Source organism: Ancylobacter amanitiformis, assembly GCF_030814815.1.
Taxonomy (GTDB): Bacteria; Pseudomonadota; Alphaproteobacteria; order Rhizobiales; family Xanthobacteraceae; genus Ancylobacter; species Ancylobacter amanitiformis.
The window spans coordinates 90,666-111,052 of the sequence record NZ_JAUSVR010000005.1 but is presented as its reverse complement, the minus strand read 5'-3'; the positions used below and the strand labels follow the sequence as shown (position 1 = coordinate 111,052).

The 20,387-nt window shown below is 69.9% G+C and carries 16 protein-coding genes; 7 read left to right on the top strand and 9 right to left on the bottom strand.

Going from position 1 to position 20,387, the window contains the following annotated elements:
- The first annotated feature begins 150 nt into the window (after nucleotides 1-150).
- The 5 genes from rbfA (at nucleotide 151) to mbfA (ending at nucleotide 5,818) form a co-directional block, all read left to right on the top strand.
- Entirely contained in the window at nucleotides 151-594 is a 444-nt protein-coding gene (gene rbfA, locus QOZ99_RS09740; RefSeq protein WP_183188855.1) for a 30S ribosome-binding factor RbfA, read from the top strand.
- A gap of 41 nt (nucleotides 595-635) precedes the next feature.
- Entirely contained in the window at nucleotides 636-1,634 is a 999-nt protein-coding gene (gene truB, locus QOZ99_RS09735) for a tRNA pseudouridine(55) synthase TruB (RefSeq protein WP_306889936.1), read from the top strand.
- Nucleotides 1,635-1,921: 287 nt separating this feature from the next.
- A complete protein-coding gene (gene rpsO / locus QOZ99_RS09730) occupies nucleotides 1,922-2,191 on the top strand; it encodes a 30S ribosomal protein S15 (protein WP_183188857.1) in 270 nt (89 codons plus the stop codon).
- A gap of 332 nt (nucleotides 2,192-2,523) precedes the next feature.
- Nucleotides 2,524-4,683 carry a polyribonucleotide nucleotidyltransferase gene (gene pnp, locus QOZ99_RS09725; protein WP_306889777.1) on the top strand — a complete coding sequence of 720 codons (2,160 nt, stop codon included), beginning with the start codon at nucleotides 2,524-2,526 and terminating at the stop codon, nucleotides 4,681-4,683.
- 178 nt (nucleotides 4,684-4,861) lie between these two features.
- A complete protein-coding gene (gene mbfA / locus QOZ99_RS09720) occupies nucleotides 4,862-5,818 on the top strand; it encodes an iron exporter MbfA (RefSeq protein ID WP_306889776.1) in 957 nt (318 codons plus the stop codon).
- Between the two features lie 6 nt (nucleotides 5,819-5,824).
- On the opposite strand, the gene QOZ99_RS09715 is transcribed toward mbfA, so the two are convergent.
- The 5 genes from QOZ99_RS09715 to QOZ99_RS09695 form a co-directional block, all read right to left on the bottom strand.
- The gene (locus QOZ99_RS09715) at nucleotides 5,825-6,814 is read right to left on the bottom strand and encodes an asparaginase (RefSeq protein ID WP_306889775.1); all 990 of its coding nucleotides are present in this window, start codon (nucleotides 6,812-6,814) and stop codon (nucleotides 5,825-5,827) included.
- Between the two features lie 72 nt (nucleotides 6,815-6,886).
- Complete coding sequence (gene glcF / locus QOZ99_RS09710; RefSeq protein WP_306889774.1) at nucleotides 6,887-8,215, bottom strand: glycolate oxidase subunit GlcF; 1,329 nt, start codon at nucleotides 8,213-8,215, stop codon at nucleotides 6,887-6,889.
- Between the two features lie 3 nt (nucleotides 8,216-8,218).
- Nucleotides 8,219-9,523 carry an FAD-binding protein gene (locus QOZ99_RS09705; RefSeq protein WP_306889773.1) on the bottom strand — a complete coding sequence of 435 codons (1,305 nt, stop codon included), beginning with the start codon at nucleotides 9,521-9,523 and terminating at the stop codon, nucleotides 8,219-8,221.
- Nucleotides 9,524-9,530: 7 nt separating this feature from the next.
- On the bottom strand, nucleotides 9,531-10,958 hold the full coding sequence (locus QOZ99_RS09700; protein WP_306889772.1) for an 8-oxoguanine deaminase: 1,428 nt from the start codon (nucleotides 10,956-10,958) through the stop codon (nucleotides 9,531-9,533).
- 8 nt (nucleotides 10,959-10,966) lie between these two features.
- The gene (locus QOZ99_RS09695; protein ID WP_306889771.1) at nucleotides 10,967-12,463 is read right to left on the bottom strand and encodes an FAD-linked oxidase C-terminal domain-containing protein; all 1,497 of its coding nucleotides are present in this window, start codon (nucleotides 12,461-12,463) and stop codon (nucleotides 10,967-10,969) included.
- A 358-nt stretch (nucleotides 12,464-12,821) separates the two neighbouring features.
- Between QOZ99_RS09695 and QOZ99_RS09690 the strand changes: the two genes are divergently transcribed.
- The gene (locus tag QOZ99_RS09690) at nucleotides 12,822-13,220 is read left to right on the top strand and encodes a hypothetical protein (RefSeq protein WP_306889770.1); all 399 of its coding nucleotides are present in this window, start codon (nucleotides 12,822-12,824) and stop codon (nucleotides 13,218-13,220) included.
- A gap of 48 nt (nucleotides 13,221-13,268) precedes the next feature.
- Here QOZ99_RS09690 and QOZ99_RS09685 read toward each other — a convergent pair whose 3' ends face one another.
- On the bottom strand, nucleotides 13,269-14,051 hold the full coding sequence (locus tag QOZ99_RS09685) for an alpha/beta hydrolase family protein (protein WP_306889769.1): 783 nt from the start codon (nucleotides 14,049-14,051) through the stop codon (nucleotides 13,269-13,271).
- Nucleotides 14,052-14,561: 510 nt separating this feature from the next.
- Here QOZ99_RS09685 and QOZ99_RS09680 point away from each other — a divergent pair.
- Complete coding sequence (locus QOZ99_RS09680) at nucleotides 14,562-15,872, top strand: DUF3422 family protein (protein ID WP_306889935.1); 1,311 nt, start codon at nucleotides 14,562-14,564, stop codon at nucleotides 15,870-15,872.
- Nucleotides 15,873-16,011: 139 nt separating this feature from the next.
- Here the strand turns inward: QOZ99_RS09680 and QOZ99_RS09675 are convergent, their stop codons facing one another.
- From QOZ99_RS09675 to QOZ99_RS09665, 3 genes are all read right to left on the bottom strand, one after another.
- Nucleotides 16,012-17,025: a hypothetical protein gene (locus QOZ99_RS09675; protein WP_306889768.1), complete on the bottom strand. Its 1,014-nt coding sequence runs from the start codon at nucleotides 17,023-17,025 to the stop codon at nucleotides 16,012-16,014.
- A 191-nt stretch (nucleotides 17,026-17,216) separates the two neighbouring features.
- The gene (locus QOZ99_RS09670) at nucleotides 17,217-18,518 is read right to left on the bottom strand and encodes a M16 family metallopeptidase (protein WP_370876833.1); all 1,302 of its coding nucleotides are present in this window, start codon (nucleotides 18,516-18,518) and stop codon (nucleotides 17,217-17,219) included.
- A gap of 119 nt (nucleotides 18,519-18,637) precedes the next feature.
- Nucleotides 18,638-20,005, bottom strand: coding sequence for a M16 family metallopeptidase (locus tag QOZ99_RS09665; protein ID WP_306889934.1), 1,368 nt, complete (start codon nucleotides 20,003-20,005; stop codon nucleotides 18,638-18,640).
- Between the last annotated feature and the right edge of the window lie 382 nt (nucleotides 20,006-20,387).

Genomic DNA, 20,387 nt, shown 5'->3' with positions numbered 1-20,387 from the left:
CGGGAAGCGCGCGCCCCGCGCAGGCTCGGCATACGCCGTCGGCCGGGCGCGGATTTTCCACGGGAGCGAGCGGTCCAAGCCCGCTCGCTCCGGTCGAGGCCGGCCCCATCGATCCGGTTCACCGGCGGGGGCCTTGAAGGTTTGTGAATCATGAAGAACAAAGCGAGCTCGGGCGCAGGCCCGAGCCAGCGCCAGTTGCGCGTGGGCGAACTGGTGCGCCATGCCCTCGCCGATATTCTGGCGCGGGGCGATGTCGCGGATCCGGCGCTGTCCAAGGTGCTGATCACCGTTCCCGAGGTGCGGATGAGCCCGGACCTCAAGATCGCCACCTGTTTCGTCATGCCGCTCGGCGGCAAGGACCCGAAGGCGGCGATCGAGGCGCTGGCGACCAATGCCAAGCCGCTGCGCGGGGAGATCGCGCGCCGGGTCGAGCTGAAATTCGTGCCCGAACTGCGCTTCCGCATCGACACGTCCTTCGAGGAGGGAGGGCGCATCGACGCCTTGCTGCGCTCGCCGCAAGTGCAGCGCGATCTCGACAGGAATGACGACGACAAGAACGACGACGGCCAGAACGACCACGAGGACGCCCGATGAACGCCCCTTTCGCCCAGCAGGCGCCGATTGACGAGGTTCCGATGGATCCGGCGCCGCGCGTCGACGCCGGCGACGAGACCGCTGCCGAGCGGGCGCCCGCCCCGCGCGCGGCGCCGGAGCGCAAGCGCCGCCCCAAGCGCGACCTTGACGGCTGGGTGCTGCTCGACAAGCCGGTCGGCATGACCTCCACCCAGGCGGTGGGCGCGGTGAAATGGCTGTTCCAGGCCAAGAAGGCGGGCCATGCCGGCACGCTCGATCCGCTCGCCTCCGGCTGCCTGCCCATCGCGCTGGGCGAAGCCACCAAGACGGTTCCCTTCGTGATGGAAGGCCGCAAGGTCTATCGCTTCACCGTCCGCTGGGGCGTGCAGACCGACACCGACGACAGCGAGGGCAAGGCGATCGCGACCGCCGACGAACGCCCCTCGCGTGAGGCCATCCTGTCGATCCTCGACGAGTTCCGTGGCGAGATCGAGCAGGTGCCGCCGCAGTTCTCGGCACTGAAGATCAATGGCGAGCGCGCCTATGACCTCGCCCGCGAAGGCATCGAGGTGGAACTGGTCGCGCGCACCGTCATCGTCCACTCGCTCGACCTTGTGGAGATGCCGGACGCCGACCACGCGGTGTTCGAGACCGAGTGCGGCAAGGGCACCTATGTACGCTCGCTGGCCCGCGACATGGGCCAGCGGCTGGGCACGCGCGGCCATATCTCGGCCCTGCGCCGCACCCGCGTGGGCACCTTCGCCGAGGAGGAACTCGTGCCGCTGGCGACGCTGCGCGCGATTTCCGAGGCGATGGACGATGCCGCGCCCATGCAGGCGCTGCGCCCGGTGTCGATCGGCCTCGATACGCTGCCCTCGCTGCGCGTCTCGCCGGCCGATGCCGCGCGGCTCGTTCATGGCCAGCCGATCATCCTGCGCGGCCGCGACGCGCCGATCCTCGAGGGACCGGTGGCGATCACCGCCGGCGGGCGCCTCGTCGCGCTCGGCGAGGCCGAGGCCGGGGAGATCCACCCCAAGCGGATCTTCCATTCGGGCAAGTAGGCGGCTCGCCCGGCGCGTGGGCGCGCGCCGGGCGTCGTCATCCCCGCCGCGGCCGGCGCGGCCGGCGCGGCGCCTGGCACAGTTGACGCTAGCCAGATTGGCGTTTTCGTGTATCTTGCGCCCGCGTCGCGGACCCTTGTCCGCGCGATCCGCAATCCTTCGACCGCGCTGGACGACATCCCGGCCCGGCCGAACTGCGGAACCGGCGAACGAGAGCGGCACGAGATCCCGGAGGGATCTGCCGCGGCGTTCGCCACTTTCACCGTCAGAATCGAAAGGACGATCCGATGTCGATCACTGCCGAGCGCAAGCAGGCGCTCATCCAGGAATACGCCACCAAGCCGGGCGATACCGGTTCGGCCGAGGTGCAGGTCGCGATCCTCACCGAGCGCATCGCCAACCTCACCGGGCACTTCAAGGGCCACGCGAAGGACAATCATTCCCGCCGCGGCCTGCTCAAGATGGTCTCGGCCCGTCGCGGCCTCCTCGACTATCTCAAGAAGACCGAGGAAGCCCGCTACAAGTCGCTGATCGCGCGGCTGGGCATCCGCCGCTGACCTTCGACGCGAGGCTCGCACCGCGACGGTGCGGGCCTCGTGCGCATGGGCGCCCTGCTTGCCGACCGGAAGGCCGGACCGACGGGCAGGCACCTGCAGGATGACGTGGAGCGTGTTCGCGGCAGGTGCCCCTCGGCCCTTGCGGAACAGGCTCCGGAAGACGGTGCAGCGGATGGTCCGCCCGCGCCGATACCGCAAGAGCGGCGGGCATGGGGCTCGCCGCGACCGATGAGAAGCGGCGCGCCATGGCAGGATCGCCGGAGGCTCGGGGCACGTGCCCGAGCCTCTCGCCGTCTTGCCCATGGCCCCGCTTCGGAAAGCCAGAGACAGACATGTTCGATATTCACCGCGAGGAACTCGACTGGGGCGGGCGCACGCTCGTTCTCGAGACCGGCCGCATGGCGCGCCAGGCTGACGGCGCCGTGCTCGCGACCTATGGCGACACCACCGTCCTCGCCACCGCCGTCTCCGCCAAGGCGCCCAAGCCCGGCCAGGACTTCTTCCCGCTGACCGTCAACTACCAGGAAAAGGCCTACGCGGCCGGTCGCATTCCCGGTGGCTATTTCAAGCGCGAAGGGCGCCCGAGCGAGAAGGAGACGCTGGTCTCCCGCCTCATCGACCGCCCGATCCGCCCGCTCTTCGCCGACGGCTACAAGAACGACACCCAGGTCGTCATCACCGTGCTGTCGCACGACCTCGAGAACGATCCCGACATCGTCGCGCTGGTCGCCTCGTCCGCCGCGCTCACCCTCTCCGGCGTGCCCTTCATGGGCCCGGTGGGCGGCGCCCGGGTCGGCTTCATCGACAATGAATACGTGCTCAATCCGACCAGCGACGAGCTGAAGGAATCGGCGCTCGACCTCGTGGTCGCCGGCACCGCCGACGCCGTGCTGATGGTGGAGTCCGAGGCCAAGGAACTGTCCGAGGAAGTGATGCTCGGCGCGGTCATGTTCGGCCACCGCCACTTCCAGCCGGTGATCGAGGCCATCATCCGCCTCGCCGAGAAGGCCGCCAAGGAACCGCGCGATTTCGTCGCTCCGGACCATTCGGCGCTCGAAGCCGAACTGCGCGGCCTGATCGAGCAGGACCTGCGCGCCGCCTACAAGATCGCCCGCAAGCAGGATCGCTATGACGCGGTCGGCGCGGCCAAGGCGAAGGCGAAGGCGCATTACGCCGCGCTGGCGGCCGAAGGCCAGCCGGTTCCGGACGGTCAGGTGCTCTCCGAGGTCCTCAAGGGGCTCGAAGCCAAGATCGTGCGCTGGACCATCCTCGACGATGGCGTGCGCATCGACGGCCGCGACACCAAGACGGTCCGCCCGATCGTCGCCGAAGCCAGCGTGCTGCCGCGCGCCCACGGCTCGGCGCTGTTCACCCGCGGCGAGACGCAGGCCCTCGTGGTCGCCACGCTCGGCACCGGCGAGGACGAGCAGTTCATCGACAGCCTGGAAGGCACCTACAAGGAGCGCTTCCTGCTGCACTACAACTTCCCCCCCTTCTCGGTTGGCGAGACCGGCCGCATGGGTTCGCCCGGCCGCCGCGAGATCGGCCACGGCAAGCTCGCCTGGCGCGCCATCCGCCCGATCCTGCCGCCCGCGCATGAGTTCCCCTACACGCTGCGCGCCGTGTCGGAGATCCTGGAGTCGAACGGCTCCTCCTCCATGGCGACCGTCTGCGGCACCTCGCTGGCGCTGATGGATGCCGGCGTGCCGCTGCGCCGTCCGGTGGCGGGCATTGCCATGGGCCTCATCCTCGAGGGTGAGAAGTTCGCCGTGCTCTCCGACATCCTCGGCGACGAGGATCACCTCGGCGACATGGACTTCAAGGTGGCCGGCACCGACAAGGGCGTCACCGCCCTGCAGATGGACATCAAGATCGCCGGCATCACCGAGGAGATCATGCAGGTCGCCCTCGCCCAGGCGAAGGATGGCCGCGCGCATATTCTCGGCGAGATGGCCAAGTCGCTCACCGGCGCCCGCGCCGAGCTCGGCGAACATGCCCCGCGCATCGAGGTGATCCAGATCCCGGTCGACAAGATCCGCGAAGTCATCGGCTCCGGCGGCAAGGTCATCCGCGAGATCGTCGAGAAGACCGGCGCCAAGATCAACATCGAGGATGACGGCACCGTGAAGGTGGCTTCGGCCTCGGGCGAATCGATCAAGGCGGCGCTCAACTGGATCAAGTCCATCGCCTCCGAGCCGGAGATCGGCCAGATCTATGATGGCACCGTCGTCAAGGTCGTCGATTTCGGCGCCTTCGTGAACTTCTTCGGCGCCAAGGACGGGCTCGTGCACGTCTCGCAGCTCGCCAAGGAGCGCGTGTCCAAGCCGTCCGACGTGGTCAAGGAAGGCGAGAAGGTCAAGGTCAAGCTGCTGGGCTTCGACGAGCGCGGCAAGACCCGCCTGTCCATGAAGGTCGTCGACCAGGCGACCGGCGAGGACCTCGAGGCGAAGGGCAGCAAGGACGCCGACAAGGAAGGCGACGCCGCCGAGTGATCGGCCGCGCGCGTTCCTGACGCATCATGCATCATCCAGCGGGGCGCCTTCGGGCGCCCCGTTTCGTTTGGCGGGCGGAGACCCCTGCGCGAAACGCATGGCGGCGCGTCCGGACAGTCAATCGACAGGTGGCCGGCATGAGATTAGAGTTATTCTAATCTGATCGCGAGTGCTGCCGATGAAACGCTTTGCCGACCTGACCGAGGCCGAGATCCTCGCCCTCGCCATTTCCAACGAGGAGGAGGATGCGCGCATCTACCTCCAGTTCGCCGGCCGGCTGCGCGCCGATTATCCGGCCACGGCCGCGATGTTCGAGCGCATGGCGGAGGAGGAGCACGGCCATCGGCATGCGCTGCACGAGCTGTACAAGACGAAATTCGGCGGCGCGCTGCCCTACATCACCCGGCAGGACGTGAAGGGCTTTCTCAAGCGCAACCCGATCTGGCTGCTGGAGACGCTGCGCATCGACAGCGTGCGCCAGCAGGCCGAGATGATGGAATACGAGGCTGAGCAATTCTACATCAAGGCAGCCGCGCGCGCCCGCGATGCCGATACGCGCCAGCTGCTCGCCGATCTTGCCGAGGCGGAGAGCCGGCACGAGAAGCTGGCGCAGGATCTCGGCGGGCAGATCGAGGCCAGCGGCGCGCGGCAGAGCGAGGACGAGGCCGCCCATCGCATCTTCGTGCTGCAGATCGTGCAGCCGGGCCTTGCCGGGCTGATCGACGGGTCGATCTCCACGCTGGCGCCGATCTTCGCGGCGGCCTTCGCCACGCAGGATTCCTGGGCGGCCTTCCTTGTCGGCCTCGCCGCCTCCATCGGCGCCGGCATCTCGATGGGCCTCACCGAGGCGCTGTCGGACGATGGCGCCATCACCGGCCGCGGCAGTCCCTGGCCACGCGGCATCGCCTGCGGCGTGATGACGACGCTGGGCGGGCTCGGCCATACCCTGCCCTATCTCATCCCCGATTTCTGGACCGCCACGGCGGTGGCCGGCGTGGTCGTCGCCTTTGAACTCGCCGCCATCGCCTGGGTGCGCACCCGCTATATGGAGACGCCGTTCACCTCGGCCATCGTGCAGGTGGTGCTCGGCGGCATGCTCGTGCTCATCACCGGCATCGTCATCGGCTCGTCCTGAGCGCGCTCAGCCATAGGCGGCCAGCGCCGCGCGGATCGCCGCGCGGTCCCAGCCGGCCCTCAGGGCGAGGGCGAGCAGCACGCGCGCCTTCGGCCCGGAGAGCAGCCCGGCCGGCAGGGCGCCGCGGCCGATCAGGTCGATCTCCGAGCCGGCATAGCCATAGGTGCGCTCGAAGACCGGGCCGGCCAGCGTCCGGCTGGCCAGCGCGACCGGCAGGGCCAGCGCGACCTCGCCGACCAGATCGGCCAGCGGCGCCGGCACGTGGCCCGCGCCCATCCCTTCGATGACCAGACCGGCATAGCCCAGCTCGGGAATCGCCCGCAGCAGGCGCCCGTCATCGCCCATCGCCATCTTGACGAGGGCGACCGGCGGCAACTCGCCGGGGATGATGTGCAGGGCCGGAAGGTCGATCGGCGCCAGCCGCGCGAAGAAACGCGCCCGGCCTTCCGCCACCAGCCCGAGCGGCCCGCCATTGTCGGAGACGAAGGCCGAGGTCAGCGCGGTGTGCGCCTTGCGGACGAAGCGGGCGGCGTGGATCGTGTCGTTCAGCACCGCCAGCGCGCCCAGCCCACGGGCATCGGGAGCGACGGCGACAAGGGCGGCGGCGAGCAGGTTGGCCGGACCGTCCGCGCCGGCCTGCTGCGGGCCGCGCATGGCGCCGACCACCACGACAGGGCGATCGCCGGGCACCAGCAGGTCCAGCGCGAAGGCGGTTTCCTCGATCGTGTCGGTGCCCTGGATGACGATGGCGCCGTCAAACCCGGCGCCGAAGCCCATGCGGATTTCCGCCGCCACGGTGACGACGTGCTCCAGCGTGAGCGAGGGGCTGGGCAGGCGCAGCGGCGAGCGCGCCTCGATGTCGGCCACGTCGCCCAGCCCGGGCACCGCGGCCACGAGTTCGGCCGCCCCCAGCGTCGGGGCGATGCCGCCCGCCGCCGAGGCGGTCATGGTGATAGTGCCCCCGAGCGAGAGCACGAGAAGGCGCGGGCGTGTCATCGGGGCCTCTGGGCGAAGCGATGCGGGGTGCGATCATAGCCCGCCCGCGCCGCGTCGGACAGGCGGGGCGTTTCAGGCGGCGGCGGACAGGGAGGGCAGGCCCGCCGGCAGCGGTCCGCCGGTCGCCCAGTCGAGTAGCTCGACCGTATGCACCACGGGAATCGTGGTCCCGCCGCCGATCTGCGTCATGCAGCCAATATTGCCGGCGGCAATGATCTGCGGCTCCGTGCGCTCGATATTGGCGACCTTGCGCGCGCGCAGGCGCCCGGCAATCTCCGGCTGCAGGATGTTGTAGGTGCCGGCCGATCCGCAGCACAGGTGCCCCTCGGCGGGTTCCAGCACGGTGAAGCCGACCGACGACAGCAGGGTTTTCGGTGCGGTGCGCACGCGCTGGCCGTGCTGCAGCGAGCAGGCCGAGTGGTAGGCGACGCGGATGCCGGCGGCGATGACCGGCACCGGCAGTTCCCGCTCCGCGAGGAACTCGCTCACATCCTTCGCCAGCGCCGAGACCCGGGCGGCGCGCGCGGCATAGGCCGGTTCGCCGCGCAGCATGTGGCCGTAATCCTTGATGGTGGTGCCGCAGCCGGATGTGGTGACGAGGATGGCGTCCAGCCCTCCGCGTTCCTCGCCCTCGATCTCGCGCGACCAGGCGCCGACATTGGCGCGCGCATTGGCCAGCGCCAGTTCCTCCTTGCCCATGTGGTGGGTGAGCGAGCCGCAGCAGCCCCCGCCGACGGGACGCACGACCTCCACGCCCATGCGGGTGAGCAGGCGGATCGCGGCATCGTCAATATCCGGCCGCAGCACTGGCTGGGCGCAGCCGTCGAGCAGCGCGACGCGCGCGCGGCGCGGCCCCTTCGCCGCAAACCGCCGCTCGCCCTCGTTCGCCGAGCGCGTGGCGGGGCGCGCGGGCGCCAGCTTCAGCATGGCGGCGAGGGGGCGCAGCGCCGGCACGCCCTCGAACAGGAAGGCGAAGGGCCGCGCCAGCATCGCCCCGCCGATCGCGAGACGGAACAGCGCGCGGCTGGGCAGCACGCGCGCCAGCAGGGCGCGGGTGAACTTGTCGATCCACGGGCGGTCATAGGTCTTCTCGACATGGTCGCGGGCGTGGTCGATCAGGTGCATGTAATGCACGCCCGAGGGGCACGTGGTCATGCAGGACAGGCAGGAGAGGCAGCGGTCGACATGCCGGGCGACCTCGACCGTGGCCGGCCGGTCATTTTCCAGCATGTCCTTGATGAGGTAGATGCGCCCGCGCGGGGAATCCAGCTCGTCGCCCAGCAGCACATAGGTCGGGCAGGTGGCGGTGCAGAAGCCGCAATGCACGCAGGCGCGCAGCACCTGTTCGGACCTCGCCATCTGCGGATCGGCGAGCTGGGCCAGGGAGAAGTTGGTCTGCATCGCTCACATCCCCGCATACATGCGGCCGGGGCTGAGCACCCCCGCCGGGTCGAAGCCGCTCTTCATGCGCCTCACCAGCGCCCCCGTGATCGCGTCGAGCGGCTGGAACACCTCCTGCGCCGCGCGCACCGGGGCGGCGGCGCGGATCAGCGTGGCGTGCCCGCCGCCGGCCGCGCTCACTGCCTGCCGGACAAGCGACGCCTGCGGCTCCGTGCAAGGCATCTCGATCCAGACCAGCCCGCCGGCCCAGTCATAGAAGCAGCGCCCGCCGACCGTGCGGACCGCCGCGCCGATCCGCGCCCCCGCCATCGGCGCCACCGAGACGCGCCAGATGACGCGGGCATCCCTCTCCGCCCGCGCGGTGGCCCCGCCGACTTCGCCCCCGACTTCGCCCCCGACCTCGCCCCCGCCCGAGGCCGCGAAGGGCAGGACATCGCGGATTGCCAGCCAGAACGCCCGCGAGGCGTCGGCATCGAGAAAGGCGAGTTCGCCCCGCGCGCGCAGCAACGCCTCCAGCTTGCCGCGCCGGTGCAGGATGGAGGGCTGCACCCCCTCCAGCCGCAGCGCGGTGACGGCGCGACCGATGCCGGCGAGGGCGGGAAGGGTCTGCGCGACATCCCCCGGCACATGGGCGGCGCCGGACACGTCATAATAGGAGCCGACCGCCGCGCTCATGGCGCCGGCGGCGGCGGCGTCGTCGAGACCCAGGATGAGCAGCGTCTCCACCGTCTCGGGGCGCGGCAACACCTTGATGGTGATCTCGGTAAAGGCGGCGAAGGTGCCATGCGAGCCGGCGAGGCCGCGCGGCAGGTCGTAGCCGGTGACATTCTTCACCACTCGCCCACCGGCCTTGAACACCTCGCCCCGGCCGGACACGGCGCGGATGCCGAGTGCGTGGTCGCGCGCCGCACCGGCGCTCGGGCGCCGCGGGCCGGCGAGGTTGCAGGCGAGCAGCCCGCCCAGCGTGCCCGCGCCCGCCTTCTGGCCGAGCAGCGGGCCGAAATCCATCGGCTCGAACGCCATCATCTGGTTGGCGCCGGCGACCAGCGCCGCGATCTCGGCGACCGGCGTGCCCGCCCGCGCGCTCAGCACCAGTTCCTCCGGCTCATAGAGCGTGACGCCGGACAGCGCGGCGAGTTCCAGTGTGAAATCGGTCTGGATGGCGCGGCCGAGTGCGGCCTTGGAGCGGCGGCCGGCGACATCCAGCGTGCGGCCCTCGCTCGCGGCCCAGCGCACGGTCTCGGCGACATCGGCCTCGTCGCGCGGGCACAGGCGATCGCCGGACATGGCGGCGGTAGCGGCACTCATGGCGGGGTCACTCCGAAAGCGCGGCCAGCCGCGCGGCATGCCGGTTGTGCTCGGCGACGACGGCGGCCAAGTCGATGCTGACGATCTCGCCATGGGCGACGATCGGTCGGCCGTGCACCACGGTGAAGGCGGCGCGGCCGGGCGTGCAGAACAGGGCGGCGGCCACCGGGTCGGCGAGGCCGCCGGCGAAGGCGACGTCGTCGAGCCGGAGCGCGAAGAAATCGGCGCATTTGCCCGGCGCCAGCGCGCCGATATCGCTGCGCCCGAGCACGGCGGCGCCACCCAGCGTTGCCAGTTCCAGCGCCTCGCGGGCGGTCATCCACTCGGCATCGCGCGAGGGATCGGAGGTGGACAGCGTGGTATCGGGGCCCTCGGGCGGGCGCAGGCTGATCTGCAGCCGCGCCAGAAGCATCGCCTGGCGCGCCTCGCCCAGCATGTTGTTGCCGTCATTGGAGGCCGAGCCGTCGACGCCGAGCCCGACCTTGACGCCGGCGCGGCGGTAGGCCTTCACCGGCGCGATGCCGGAGGCGAGCCGCATGTTGGAGGACGGGCAATGGCACACGCCCACCTCCGCGCCCTTGAAGCAGCCGATCTCGTGCGCGTTGACGTGGACGGCATGGGCGAACCACACATCCTCCCCGAGCCAGCCCAGTTCCTCCATATAGGCGACCGGGCGCTTGCCGAACCGCGCCAGCGTGTAGCGTTCCTCGTCGATGGTCTCGGCCAGATGCGTGTGCAGCCGCACGCCTTTGGCGCGGGCCAGCGTCGCGCTGTCGCGCATCAGTTCCGGCGTCACCGAGAAGGGCGAGCAGGGCGCGAGCGCGATCTGCAGCAACGAGCCGGGCGCGGCGTCATGATAGCGGGCGATCACGCGCTCGCTGTCGGCAAGGATGTCCTCCTCCGCCTCCACGCAATCGTCCGGCGGCAGGCCGCCTCTCGACTGCCCGAGCGACATGGAGCCGCGCGAGACCATGAAGCGCAGGCCGATCTCGCGCGCCGCCGCGATCTGGTCGTCGACCGTGCAGCCATTGCGGAACACATAGGCGTGGTCGAAGCAGGTGGTGCAGCCGGTCAGCGCCAGTTCGGCGAGGCCGACCAGCGTCGCGGTGCGCGAGGCTTCCGGCGTGCGCGCCGCCCAGCGCCGGTAATGCGCGGTGAGCCAGCGAAACAGGTTGACGTTCTGCGCGACCGGCAGGTTGCGCGTCAGCGTCTGGTCGAGATGGTGATGGCAATTGACCAGGCCCGGCAGCACCACATGGTCGTCAAGGTCGAGGATGCGATCGGCCGTTGCGGGCAGGGTTTCGCTCGGCCCGACGGCTTCGATGATCCCGTTGCGCGCGAACAGCCCGCCCCCCGCGATCTCGCGGCGCGCGCCGTCCATGGTGACGAGCACCGTGGCGTTGCGGACGAGGAGCGTGCTGTCGGGCGGGTTCATGGGGGAGCTCAGAATCGGGGAATGTCGGGGAAGGGCAGCTTGCCGGCGCTCACATGCATGCGCCCCAGTTCGGCGCAGCGGTGCAGCACCGGGAACACCTTGCCGGGATTGAGCAGCGCCTCGGGATCGAAGGCGCATTTCAGCCGCTGCTGGTGGGCGAGGTCGACCTCGTTGAACATGGAGGGCATGAGGTCGCGCTTTTCCACGCCCACGCCGTGCTCGCCCGTCAGCACGCCGCCCACCTCGACGCACAGGAGCAGGATATCGGCGCCGAAGGCCTCGGCTTTGTCGAGTTCGCCGGGCGTGTTGGCGTCGTAGCAGATGAGCGGATGCAGGTTGCCGTCGCCGGCATGGAAGACATTGCCGCAGCGCAGCCCGTATTTGACCGACATCTCCTCCATGCGGCTCAGCACCAGCGGCAGCGCCTTGCGCGGAATGGTGCCGTCCATGCAGAGATAATCCGGCGAGATGCGCCCCACCGCCGGGAAGGCCGCCTTGCGCCCGGCCCAGAAGGCGACGCGCTCGGCCTCGCTGGTGGAGGCGCGCAGCGTCATGCAGCCGAGCCCGTTGCCGATCTCCGCGACGCGGCCGATCAGGTGGTTCACCTCCGCCTCCGGCCCGTCCAGCTCGACGATCAGCAGCGCCTCGACATCGAGCGGGTAGCCGGCGCCCAGAAAGGCCTCGGCCGCGTGGACCATCATGCGGTCCATCATCTCCATGCCGCCGGGGATGATGCCGGCGGCGATGATGGCGGCGACGCAGGCGCCCGCCGCCTCCGAGGAGGGGAAGCCGAGCAGCACCGCGCGCGCCGTCTCCGGCTTCCGGAGAATGCGCACCGTGACTTCCGTCACCACGCCCAGCAGTCCTTCCGAGCCGACGATGACGCCCAGCAGGTCCAGCCCGCCGGAATCGAGATGCTTGCCGCCCAGGCGGATGATCTCGCCCGTGATCAGCACCATCTCGACGCCGAGCACGTTATTGGTGGTGAGGCCGTATTTCAGGCAGTGCACGCCGCCGGAATTCTCCCCCACATTGCCGCCAATGGTGCAGGCGATCTGCGAGGAGGGGTCGGGCGCGTAATAGAATCCGTGATCGGCCACCGCGGTGGTGATGCCCAGATTGGTCACGCCCGGCTGGGCGACCACGGTGCGGTTTTCGAAATCGATGTCGAGAATGCGATTGAACTTGCCCATGCCGAGCAGGATGCCGTCCGCCAGCGGCAGCGCGCCGCCCGACAGCGAGGTGCCCGCCCCGCGCGGCACCACGGGGATGCCGTTGGCATTGGCATAGGCCAGCACCTGCGACACCTGCTGCGTGGTGGAGGGCAGCACGACCACGAGCGGCAACTGGCGATAGGCGGTGACGCCGTCGCTCTCGAAAGGGCGCATCTCGGTTTCGGTATCGATCACCCCCTCGCCGGGGACGATCTGGCGCAGCGCCGCGACGATCTCCGCCCGGCGGGCCAGCAGGTCGGCTTTCGGCGCCGGCATGACGAGACCGGACATGGCGTTTCTCCTCGTTCCCGGCTGGCGCTCTCGGGAGCGTTATCGGGAGCGTTATCGGGGGCGTTCTCGGCGACGTGTTCTCGGCGACGTATTCTCGGCGACGTGTTCTTGGCGACGTGTTCTTGGCGGCGCGCATCTGGCTTTCGAGCCATTCTAGGGAAAAGCGCGCACGCTTCCTATGGTAAAAAAACTGGACCATCGCAGAATGTGACCCGTCCTCGCGTCGTTCGCGCGGTGCTCGGGGAACCAACGGGCTTGCGGCGCATCAAGGAAGAGGGCCGGCCTCCGCGCCTAATCATGTCGCGGCGGGCGGGCACATTGCCGGCCCGTTCCGGCGACCGGACACGAGGAGACACGCATGAACGACGTCGCGGCCACCGCGCTTCAGCGAATCCGCCTGCATCTGGCGCGCTCCAGGGACTTTCCCGAGGGCAGCGCCCGCCACGGCTATGAGTTCGTCGCGCCGCTCGACGCGCGCGGCCATATCGATCTCGAGAGCTGGAAGGCCGCGCGCGCGGCCTGCACCGTCACCCGCTTCTGGGGCACGGACGCACCGGAGAGCGGCCATCTCGTGCACCGCGCCGGCGGCGCGCAGGGCGCGACGTGGGTCTTCGATTATGAGGAGGGAACCAGCGAGGATGACGAGGCCGGCTACCGCTTCGCCGACCATGCCTTCGCGCCGGGGGAATATGTCTCGCTGCGCGAGGAAGACGGCGCGCTGCACACATTCGTGGTATTTTCGGTCGTGCCGGCCTGATGGTTCCGGCCAGAGCGTGCCGGCCGCCCGATCGTCGATCGGCGCGCCTCAGTTCGGCGCGCGTATCACGGCGGGAATGACGGCGCTGGCGGCGGGCGCGGCGGCGGTTTCCGTCGCCGGCGGCGCAGGCGTGGCGGCGGCGGTGGGTGCGACACTTCCGGCCGGCGCGCCGGGGGTGGCGACCGGCGCGGCGGCGGGCGGAGCGATCGGCCGGGGACGGCGCGGCGTGCGGCGCGCGGGCTGCTCGATCAGCGCGATCACGTGCTGGTGCAGGTCCGACGCCTTCTCCATGTTGAAATGCGTCAGCCCCTTGCCGGCGAGGTCGACATTCTCGACCCGCGGGCCGGCCACGCGCTTTCCCGCGCCGCCGGTCTGATAATAGTTCAGCACGCGGGTGATGCGCCCGGAGGACGTGACGTTCGAGACGGGGTCGAAGGTGACGACCAGCGGCACCGGCACGCCGGCACCGGCGACCTTGTTGCCCATGTAGATGGCCGCGTCGGCCCCGAGCGAATGGCCGATGATGATCACCGGCGTCGCACGGCGCTTGCCCTTGGTGGCCTCCTCGATGGCCATCGTGCTGAGCGTCTGCCAGTCGGTGTAGGGGTGCACGCTCGCCTTGATGCCGCGCGCCTTGAGCTTGGTGGCGAGATCATCCATGCCGAACGAGAAGATGTTGGCGAGGCCGCGCAGCAGGTAGACCCGCACCTCCGGCGCCTTGCCCGCGTTGGGCTTGCGCGCCTGGGCGAGGGCGGCGCCCGGAAAGGCGGCGGCGAGAGCCAGGGTGAGGACGGCGACGAAACTGAAGAACCAAGCCCGCGCAGGCGTCATGTCACGATTCCCGAAATATCGCTCAACTTCATGCATCTGCCATGATCGGCAAGGCAAACCGTATTTTGATTCGCTCCAGCATCCCGACCGGGCTGATGCGAATCGGCAACAGAGTGTGACCGGTCCTGCTGCGGCAGGTCGGCGCGGCGGGCTTGCCAGTGCCCCGCCACCATGCAACCGACTGGGGTCGCCGCGGGTTCCCGCCCGGCCGGACGGGGACGGCGTCGATTTGGTAGCATGGTCGAAATGGGTAAATTTTCCCGTTTCGCCGGGTGGGTTTGCACGCGCGGGCGATCGCGAAGGCTGTCGCCGGGACGTTATGGCGCAGGGCATTTTCGAGCGAGGCGAGAACCGGCTCGTGTGAAGACATGCGTGAAGCCGATAGTGGAGCCTGTTTGGTGAACCCGGGTTCACGAAGAGGCTCCGCTGCGCAGGCCGCGTTTGCGCGGGCAAGCCTTGAAGCAGGGAGCACAGGCCGTGACGTCGACTATCCTCGCGAAGGGCGAACCCATGCTGCCGCGCGCCGGCGCCTTCTACGACCATCCGCTGCGCGCGACCGTGCTGGCCGAGCTGCACGCGCGCCCCTTCGTGCCGGTGGCGACGCCCGCCCGCATCCTGCATGCCGCCTTCCTGGTGGACCGCAGCCAGGCCGGGGCCGACCGCGCCGCCTTTGCCGCGCTGTGCACCGCGCGCGGCCAGCCGGCGCCGGCGCGCGAGGCCAAGCAGCATCGCGTGTCCTTCGGCGGCGCCGTGGTGCGCTGGGAGCGCCACGCCGAATTCACCACCTATACCTGGGAACTGCCGGCGCAGGATCTGGTGGATGGCGGGCTTCCCTTCCACCCCTCCTCCGGCAGTCTTGCCGAGATGCTGGCGCAGGTGCCCCAGCCCGGCCCGCTGCTGGTCGCGGTCGACGTGCACCTCGCCACCGACACCGCCGATGCGCTGGCGCTCGACCGGCTGTTCGACCGCGCCAGCCTCGCGCGCTCGGATGTGGAGGACGGCTTCGCGGAGATCGCCACCGATTTCCAGCCGGACCCGTCCGGCTTCGTGCGCATCCTCGTGCGCGATCGCGGCATGACGGCGGATGCGGCCGGCGCGCTGGTGCAGCGTCTGCTGGAGATCGAGACCTACCGCACCCTCGCTCTGCTGGGCCTGCCGGAGGCGCAGCGTCTCGCGCCCACCGTCGCCAGCAGCGAGCAGCAGCTCAGCGCGCTGACCAGCGAAATGCGCGAGAGCGAGGGACTGGCCGCCAATAACAAGCTGCTCGGCGCGCTCACCTCGCTCGCCGCCGCGCTGGAGGCGGATGCCGCCGCCTCGCTGTTCCGCTTCGGCGCGACGCGAGCCTATGAGGAAATCGTCTCGGCCCGGCTGCGGGCGATCGGCGAGCGGCCGATTTCAGGCTATCCGACCTGGCAGCAATTCCTGCTGCGCCGGCTGCAGCCGGCCATGCGCACCTGCCAGGCGATCGAGCAGCGGCAGGCCAATCTCTCGGTCAAGCTCACCAGCGCCGCCAACCTCCTGCGCACGCGCGTCGATGTCGAACTGGAGCAGCAGAACCGCGATCTGCTGCACAGCATGAACAAGCGCGCCCGCCAGCAATTGCGGCTGCAGCAGACGGTCGAGGGTCTCTCCGTCGCCGCCATCTCCTATTACGTGGTCAGCCTGATCCATTATCTCTTGGAAGGCATCCACGCCCGCGCGGAGGCGGCCGGCCTGCATTACGACGTCGGCACCGCCACCGCGATGTCGGTGCCGCTCGTCGCGCTGCTGATCTGGCTGGTGGTGCGGCGCATCCGCCGCGGCCATGTCGACGAGAACTAAGTCGACGAGAACTAAGTCGACGAGAACTAAGTCGACGAGAGTCGAGCCGGGACGGGCTGGGCCGGGAGTCCGGTAGGGCGGGCGGCGGCCTGAGGCGTCGCCCGTGTCGGGAAAGGCGCTTCGACGGTCGCGCGCGCGCCTATTGCGAGAAGGTGTTGGTCGCCGGGGCGGGCGCGCCGATCCATTGGTTCTGCCCGCTGCCCGACGCCGCCTGCGGCGCGGCGGGCGCGGCCGGGGTCGCGGGGGCCTCCGTCACGGGCGCGGCCGGCGCTTCGATCGGGGCCTGCTGTACCACGGGCGTGGAGGGTGCCGACGGGGCCGTGGTGGGACGCGATGTCTGGGCGGGCGCACTGGGGGCGGGCGCGCTCTGCACCGGCTTCGGCCGCGAGGTGCGCGGCCGGGCGGCCGGCTTGTCCGCGGCCGTGGCGCCCTGCGGATCGAAGCCGACATAGACGACATACTTGTCCAGCGTCGCCGCGTCGGGGCGCGGGAAGGTCACGTCGTCCGCGACGAGGCCGAAATCGACCTGCAGCACGTTGGGACCGATTTCGACCGGCACCGAATAGAGCTTGGTCCAGATCGACTTCGGCTCGGGCCCTTCCTGCAGCAAAGCGAGGCGGATCGGCACGTTGATCTTGCCCGGGCCGCCCTTGGCGCCCAGCAGCACGCGGCCCTGGATGCCGACGCGCATGGTCATGTCCGGCGAGGTGTAGCGGCATTCGCGGGCGAACTGGCCGAGCGTCGCCTGGTAGCGCACGCCGGCCGGCTCCTCGCCCCGGGCCGGCTCCGTCACCTGCCAGGAGCCCGCCCCGCCACGAACCTGCACCAGCGGGCAGGAATAATCGGGATTGTCCGTCGTCTTGGGCGTGGGAGACACCGAGCCGCGGATGACCGGGTCGTCCGGCGAGAGATTGGTCGAGGTGGTGGTACCGGACGACGCCACGGTCGTGGTCTGCATCTGCGACCCGAACAGACCCTGGCCATCCGTGCCGCCGACGCCCATCGGGCCGACATTGCCATTGCCGCCACCCGTGCCGGCACCGGCGCAGCCCGCCAGCAGCCATGCCAGCCCTGTCGCGGCCAGCGCCGCACGAAGGCGAATGGCCGTGCCACGGGCGCCGTGCCCGGTGACACCCGAAGTTCCGTTCCGCATGTGAGCTCGACGCATACAGCTACTCCCGCCCAGGACCGACAAGACCGTCAGCTTACCGGCGCGTCGCCACGCCGGACCCCGTTTCCATTCGAGATATCAAGACCGGGGGCTCTTATAGCAGGCGATCCCGCGCGGGGGGAACATCCTGCGGCGTCGCCGCATGATTCGTGACCCAGCGTCAACAGCGGAAATCAACCGCCGTTCGGCACGACCCCGGCCGGCTTGCCGACCAGACTGAACAGCAGCGCCGGATTTGCCTTGAGGCGCGCGGCGACGCGCTTCACGTCATCGAGCGTCACGGCGGAGACCAGCTGGTTGCGCACGTCGATGTAATCGATGCCGAGATTGTCGATCTGGATCTGCAGAAGCTGCGAGGCAACCTTGGCGGAGCTGTCGAAGCGCAGCGCGAAGGAGCCGATGAGATAGCTCTTGGCGTCGTCCAGCTCGGCCTCGCTCGGCCCGTCGGTCAGCAGCTTGAGATATTCGGCGCGGATGAGGTCGATGGCCTCGCCCGCCCGTTCGTTCTTGGTCGCGGTGCCGCCGAGAATCAGCGCCGCGTGGTCAAGCGGGGCGAGATGGCTGTAGACCGAATAGGCGAGGCCGCGCTTCTCGCGCACTTCCTTGAACAGGCGCGAGGAGAAGGCCGAGCCGCCCAGCATGTGGTTGAGAACGAAGGCGGGAATGAAATCCGGGTCGTTGCGCTTGAGCCCGATGCCGCCGAACACCACCGAGGTCTGCGGCACGTCGAGCGTCTTCACCTCCACTGTGCCGAGGCCCTCCGGCACCACGTCGGGCACCGGGGTCAGCTCGGCCTTGGCCGGCAGCGCGCCGAACATGGCGTCCAGTGCCGGGGCCAGCGTTTCGGCCGTGATGTCGCCGACTACGGCGATCTTGAGATTGTCGCGCGCCAGCGTGCGCTTGGCGAAGGCGGCGAGATCCTCGCGGGTGATGGTGGGAACGCTCTCCAGCGTGCCCGCCACCGGGCGACCATAGGGATGGTTGGGGAAGGCCCTCGCCGACCAGCCAAGGCTGGCCAGCGTGGAAGGATCGTTCGCCCGACGGCGCAGGCTTGCCAGCTGGCCCTGGCGGATGCGCTCCACCGCCTCATCGTCGAAGCGCGGCGCATTGACCGCCAGCCGGGTCAGCTCGAAGGCCGGCGCGACATTTTCCGAGAGGGTCCGCAGTGAGCCGCCGATCGAATCGCGCGAGGCATCGAAGCGCAGCTCGATCGCCTTCTCCGCCAGCTTGTCCTGGAAGCTGCGCGAATCGAGGTCGCCCGCGCCCTCGTCGAGCAGCGAGGTCATGAGACTCGCCATGCCCGGCTTGTCCGCCGGGTCCTGCGCCGCGCCGGAGACGAAGGCGAACTCCATCGCCACCAGCGGCAGGGTCTTGTCGTGCACCAACCACGCCTCGATGCCGCCCGGGCTCACCACGCGCTGGATACGCGTGGTGTCGGACTGGGCGGAGGCGGCGGGCGCGAGAGCGATGTTCATGATGAAAAAGGCCGTGGCGAAAAGGACGGGAACGGAAAGGATGAGGCCGAGCCCCGACCGGAGCCGGGCGCGCACGGACGGTTGGGCACCGGCGCGGGCGGAACCGCGTGGCGCGCGGTTCACGAACGCTTCTCCGGCGCCCCGGGCGCGGCGGGTTCGGACGAGGCGGAGGCCGCCGCGGCGGGCAGAAGTTCGCTGGTCACGGCGCGGGCCGGCACCAGATAGCGGCGGGCAACGTCGCGCAGCTGGTCGGCCGTGACCGCCTTGACCATGTCTGGCCAGATCTTCACGTCCTCGACGGTGGATCCGGTGGTGAGCGCGGCGCCGTAGATGCGCGCCAGCGTCGCCTGGTTGTCCTGGGCGTAGATGGCATCGGCGACCAGCCGGGTCTTGGCGCGCTCCAGCTCGTCCGCCGCCGGGCCGTCCTTGGCCAGCGCGGCGATGGCCTCGTCGAGCGCGGCCTCCAGCGCCTCGGTCGTCACGTCAGGTCGCGGCGAGGCCGAGATGCCGAAGCGCGTGGCATCCAGCGCGGTGGACTGGTACCAGGCGCCGGCGCTGGCCGCCAAGCCCTTCTCGACCACGAGGTCGCGGTAGAGCCGGCCGGTCGAGCCGCCGCCCAGCACCTGCGCCAGCACGTCGAGCGCGACGCTGTCCTCCTTCGCCTGCCGATAGGACGGCACGAGATAGGCGCGGGACAGGTTCGGCTGGCCGACGCGCGCATCGGCGAGGATGAGCCGGCGCGCGGCGCGCGGCGTGGGCTCGCTCGGGCGCAGCCGTTCGGCGGTCTCGGCGCGGCGTTCGACCTTGCCATAGGTCTCTTCGGCAAGCTTCTTCACCTCATCCGGCTCGACATCGCCGGCCACCACGAGGATCGCGTTGTTCGGGGTGTAGAAACGGCGGTAGAAGGCCAGCGCGTCCTCGCGGTTGAGCTGCTTGATCTCCTCTTCCCAGCCGATGATCGGGTGGCCGTAGGGATGGTTCACGTACATCGCGGCCTGCGCGGCTTCCGAAAGCTGGGATGCCGGATCGTTGTCGGTGCGCATGCGCCGCTCCTCCAGCACCACGTCGCGCTCGGGCAGCACGACCTCGTCGGTCAGCACCAGCCCGGTCATGCGGTCCGCCTCGAAGGCCATCACCGTGCCGAGGCTCGGCTTGGCGACGCGCTGGAAATAGGCGGTGTAATCCTGCGAGGTGAAGGCGTTCTCCTGCCCGCCGAGCTTGCCGACCACCTGCGAGAACTCGCCCGCCGGGTGCTTCTGCGTGCCCTTGAACATGAGATGCTCGAGGAAATGGGCGATGCCCGACTTGCCCGGCTGTTCGTCGGCCGAGCCGACCCGGTACCACACCATATGGGTGACGACCGGCGCGCGGTGGTCGGGCACGACGACGACCTGCATGCCGTTGTCGAGGGTGAATTCGGCGACGTCCGCCGCCTCGGCGGCCTTGGTCGAGGCGAGGGAGGCGGCGATGAGCATCACGGCGGACATCAGCTTTCCAGTCGACAGGGTTCGAGACGCCATTCCGGTCACAATATCCGTATTGGGTCCCTGATATAGGGACATGTCGGCGCAGGCGCCAAGAGGAGGCGCATCGAGGGGGGCGCATTGAGGCGCCGCTTTCTCATAGCGCCCTCAAGAACGACGCGATGAGAAAGCGGCGCCAGCGGTATCGGCGCGGGCACGCGGGCGCGTCCACCCGCGTCGTATCGTCGGATCGGGCCTGCCGTCGTCTCCCGCGCTGGACGCGACCAGACGGGCGGATCGGAAGACGAGGGACGGCGCGCAGCCCCGGTGCGATCCACCGGAGACACACGCCGTGTGGCAGAGTGTGCCACAGATCGAGCGATGAAAACGGCCGGCCGGATCACTC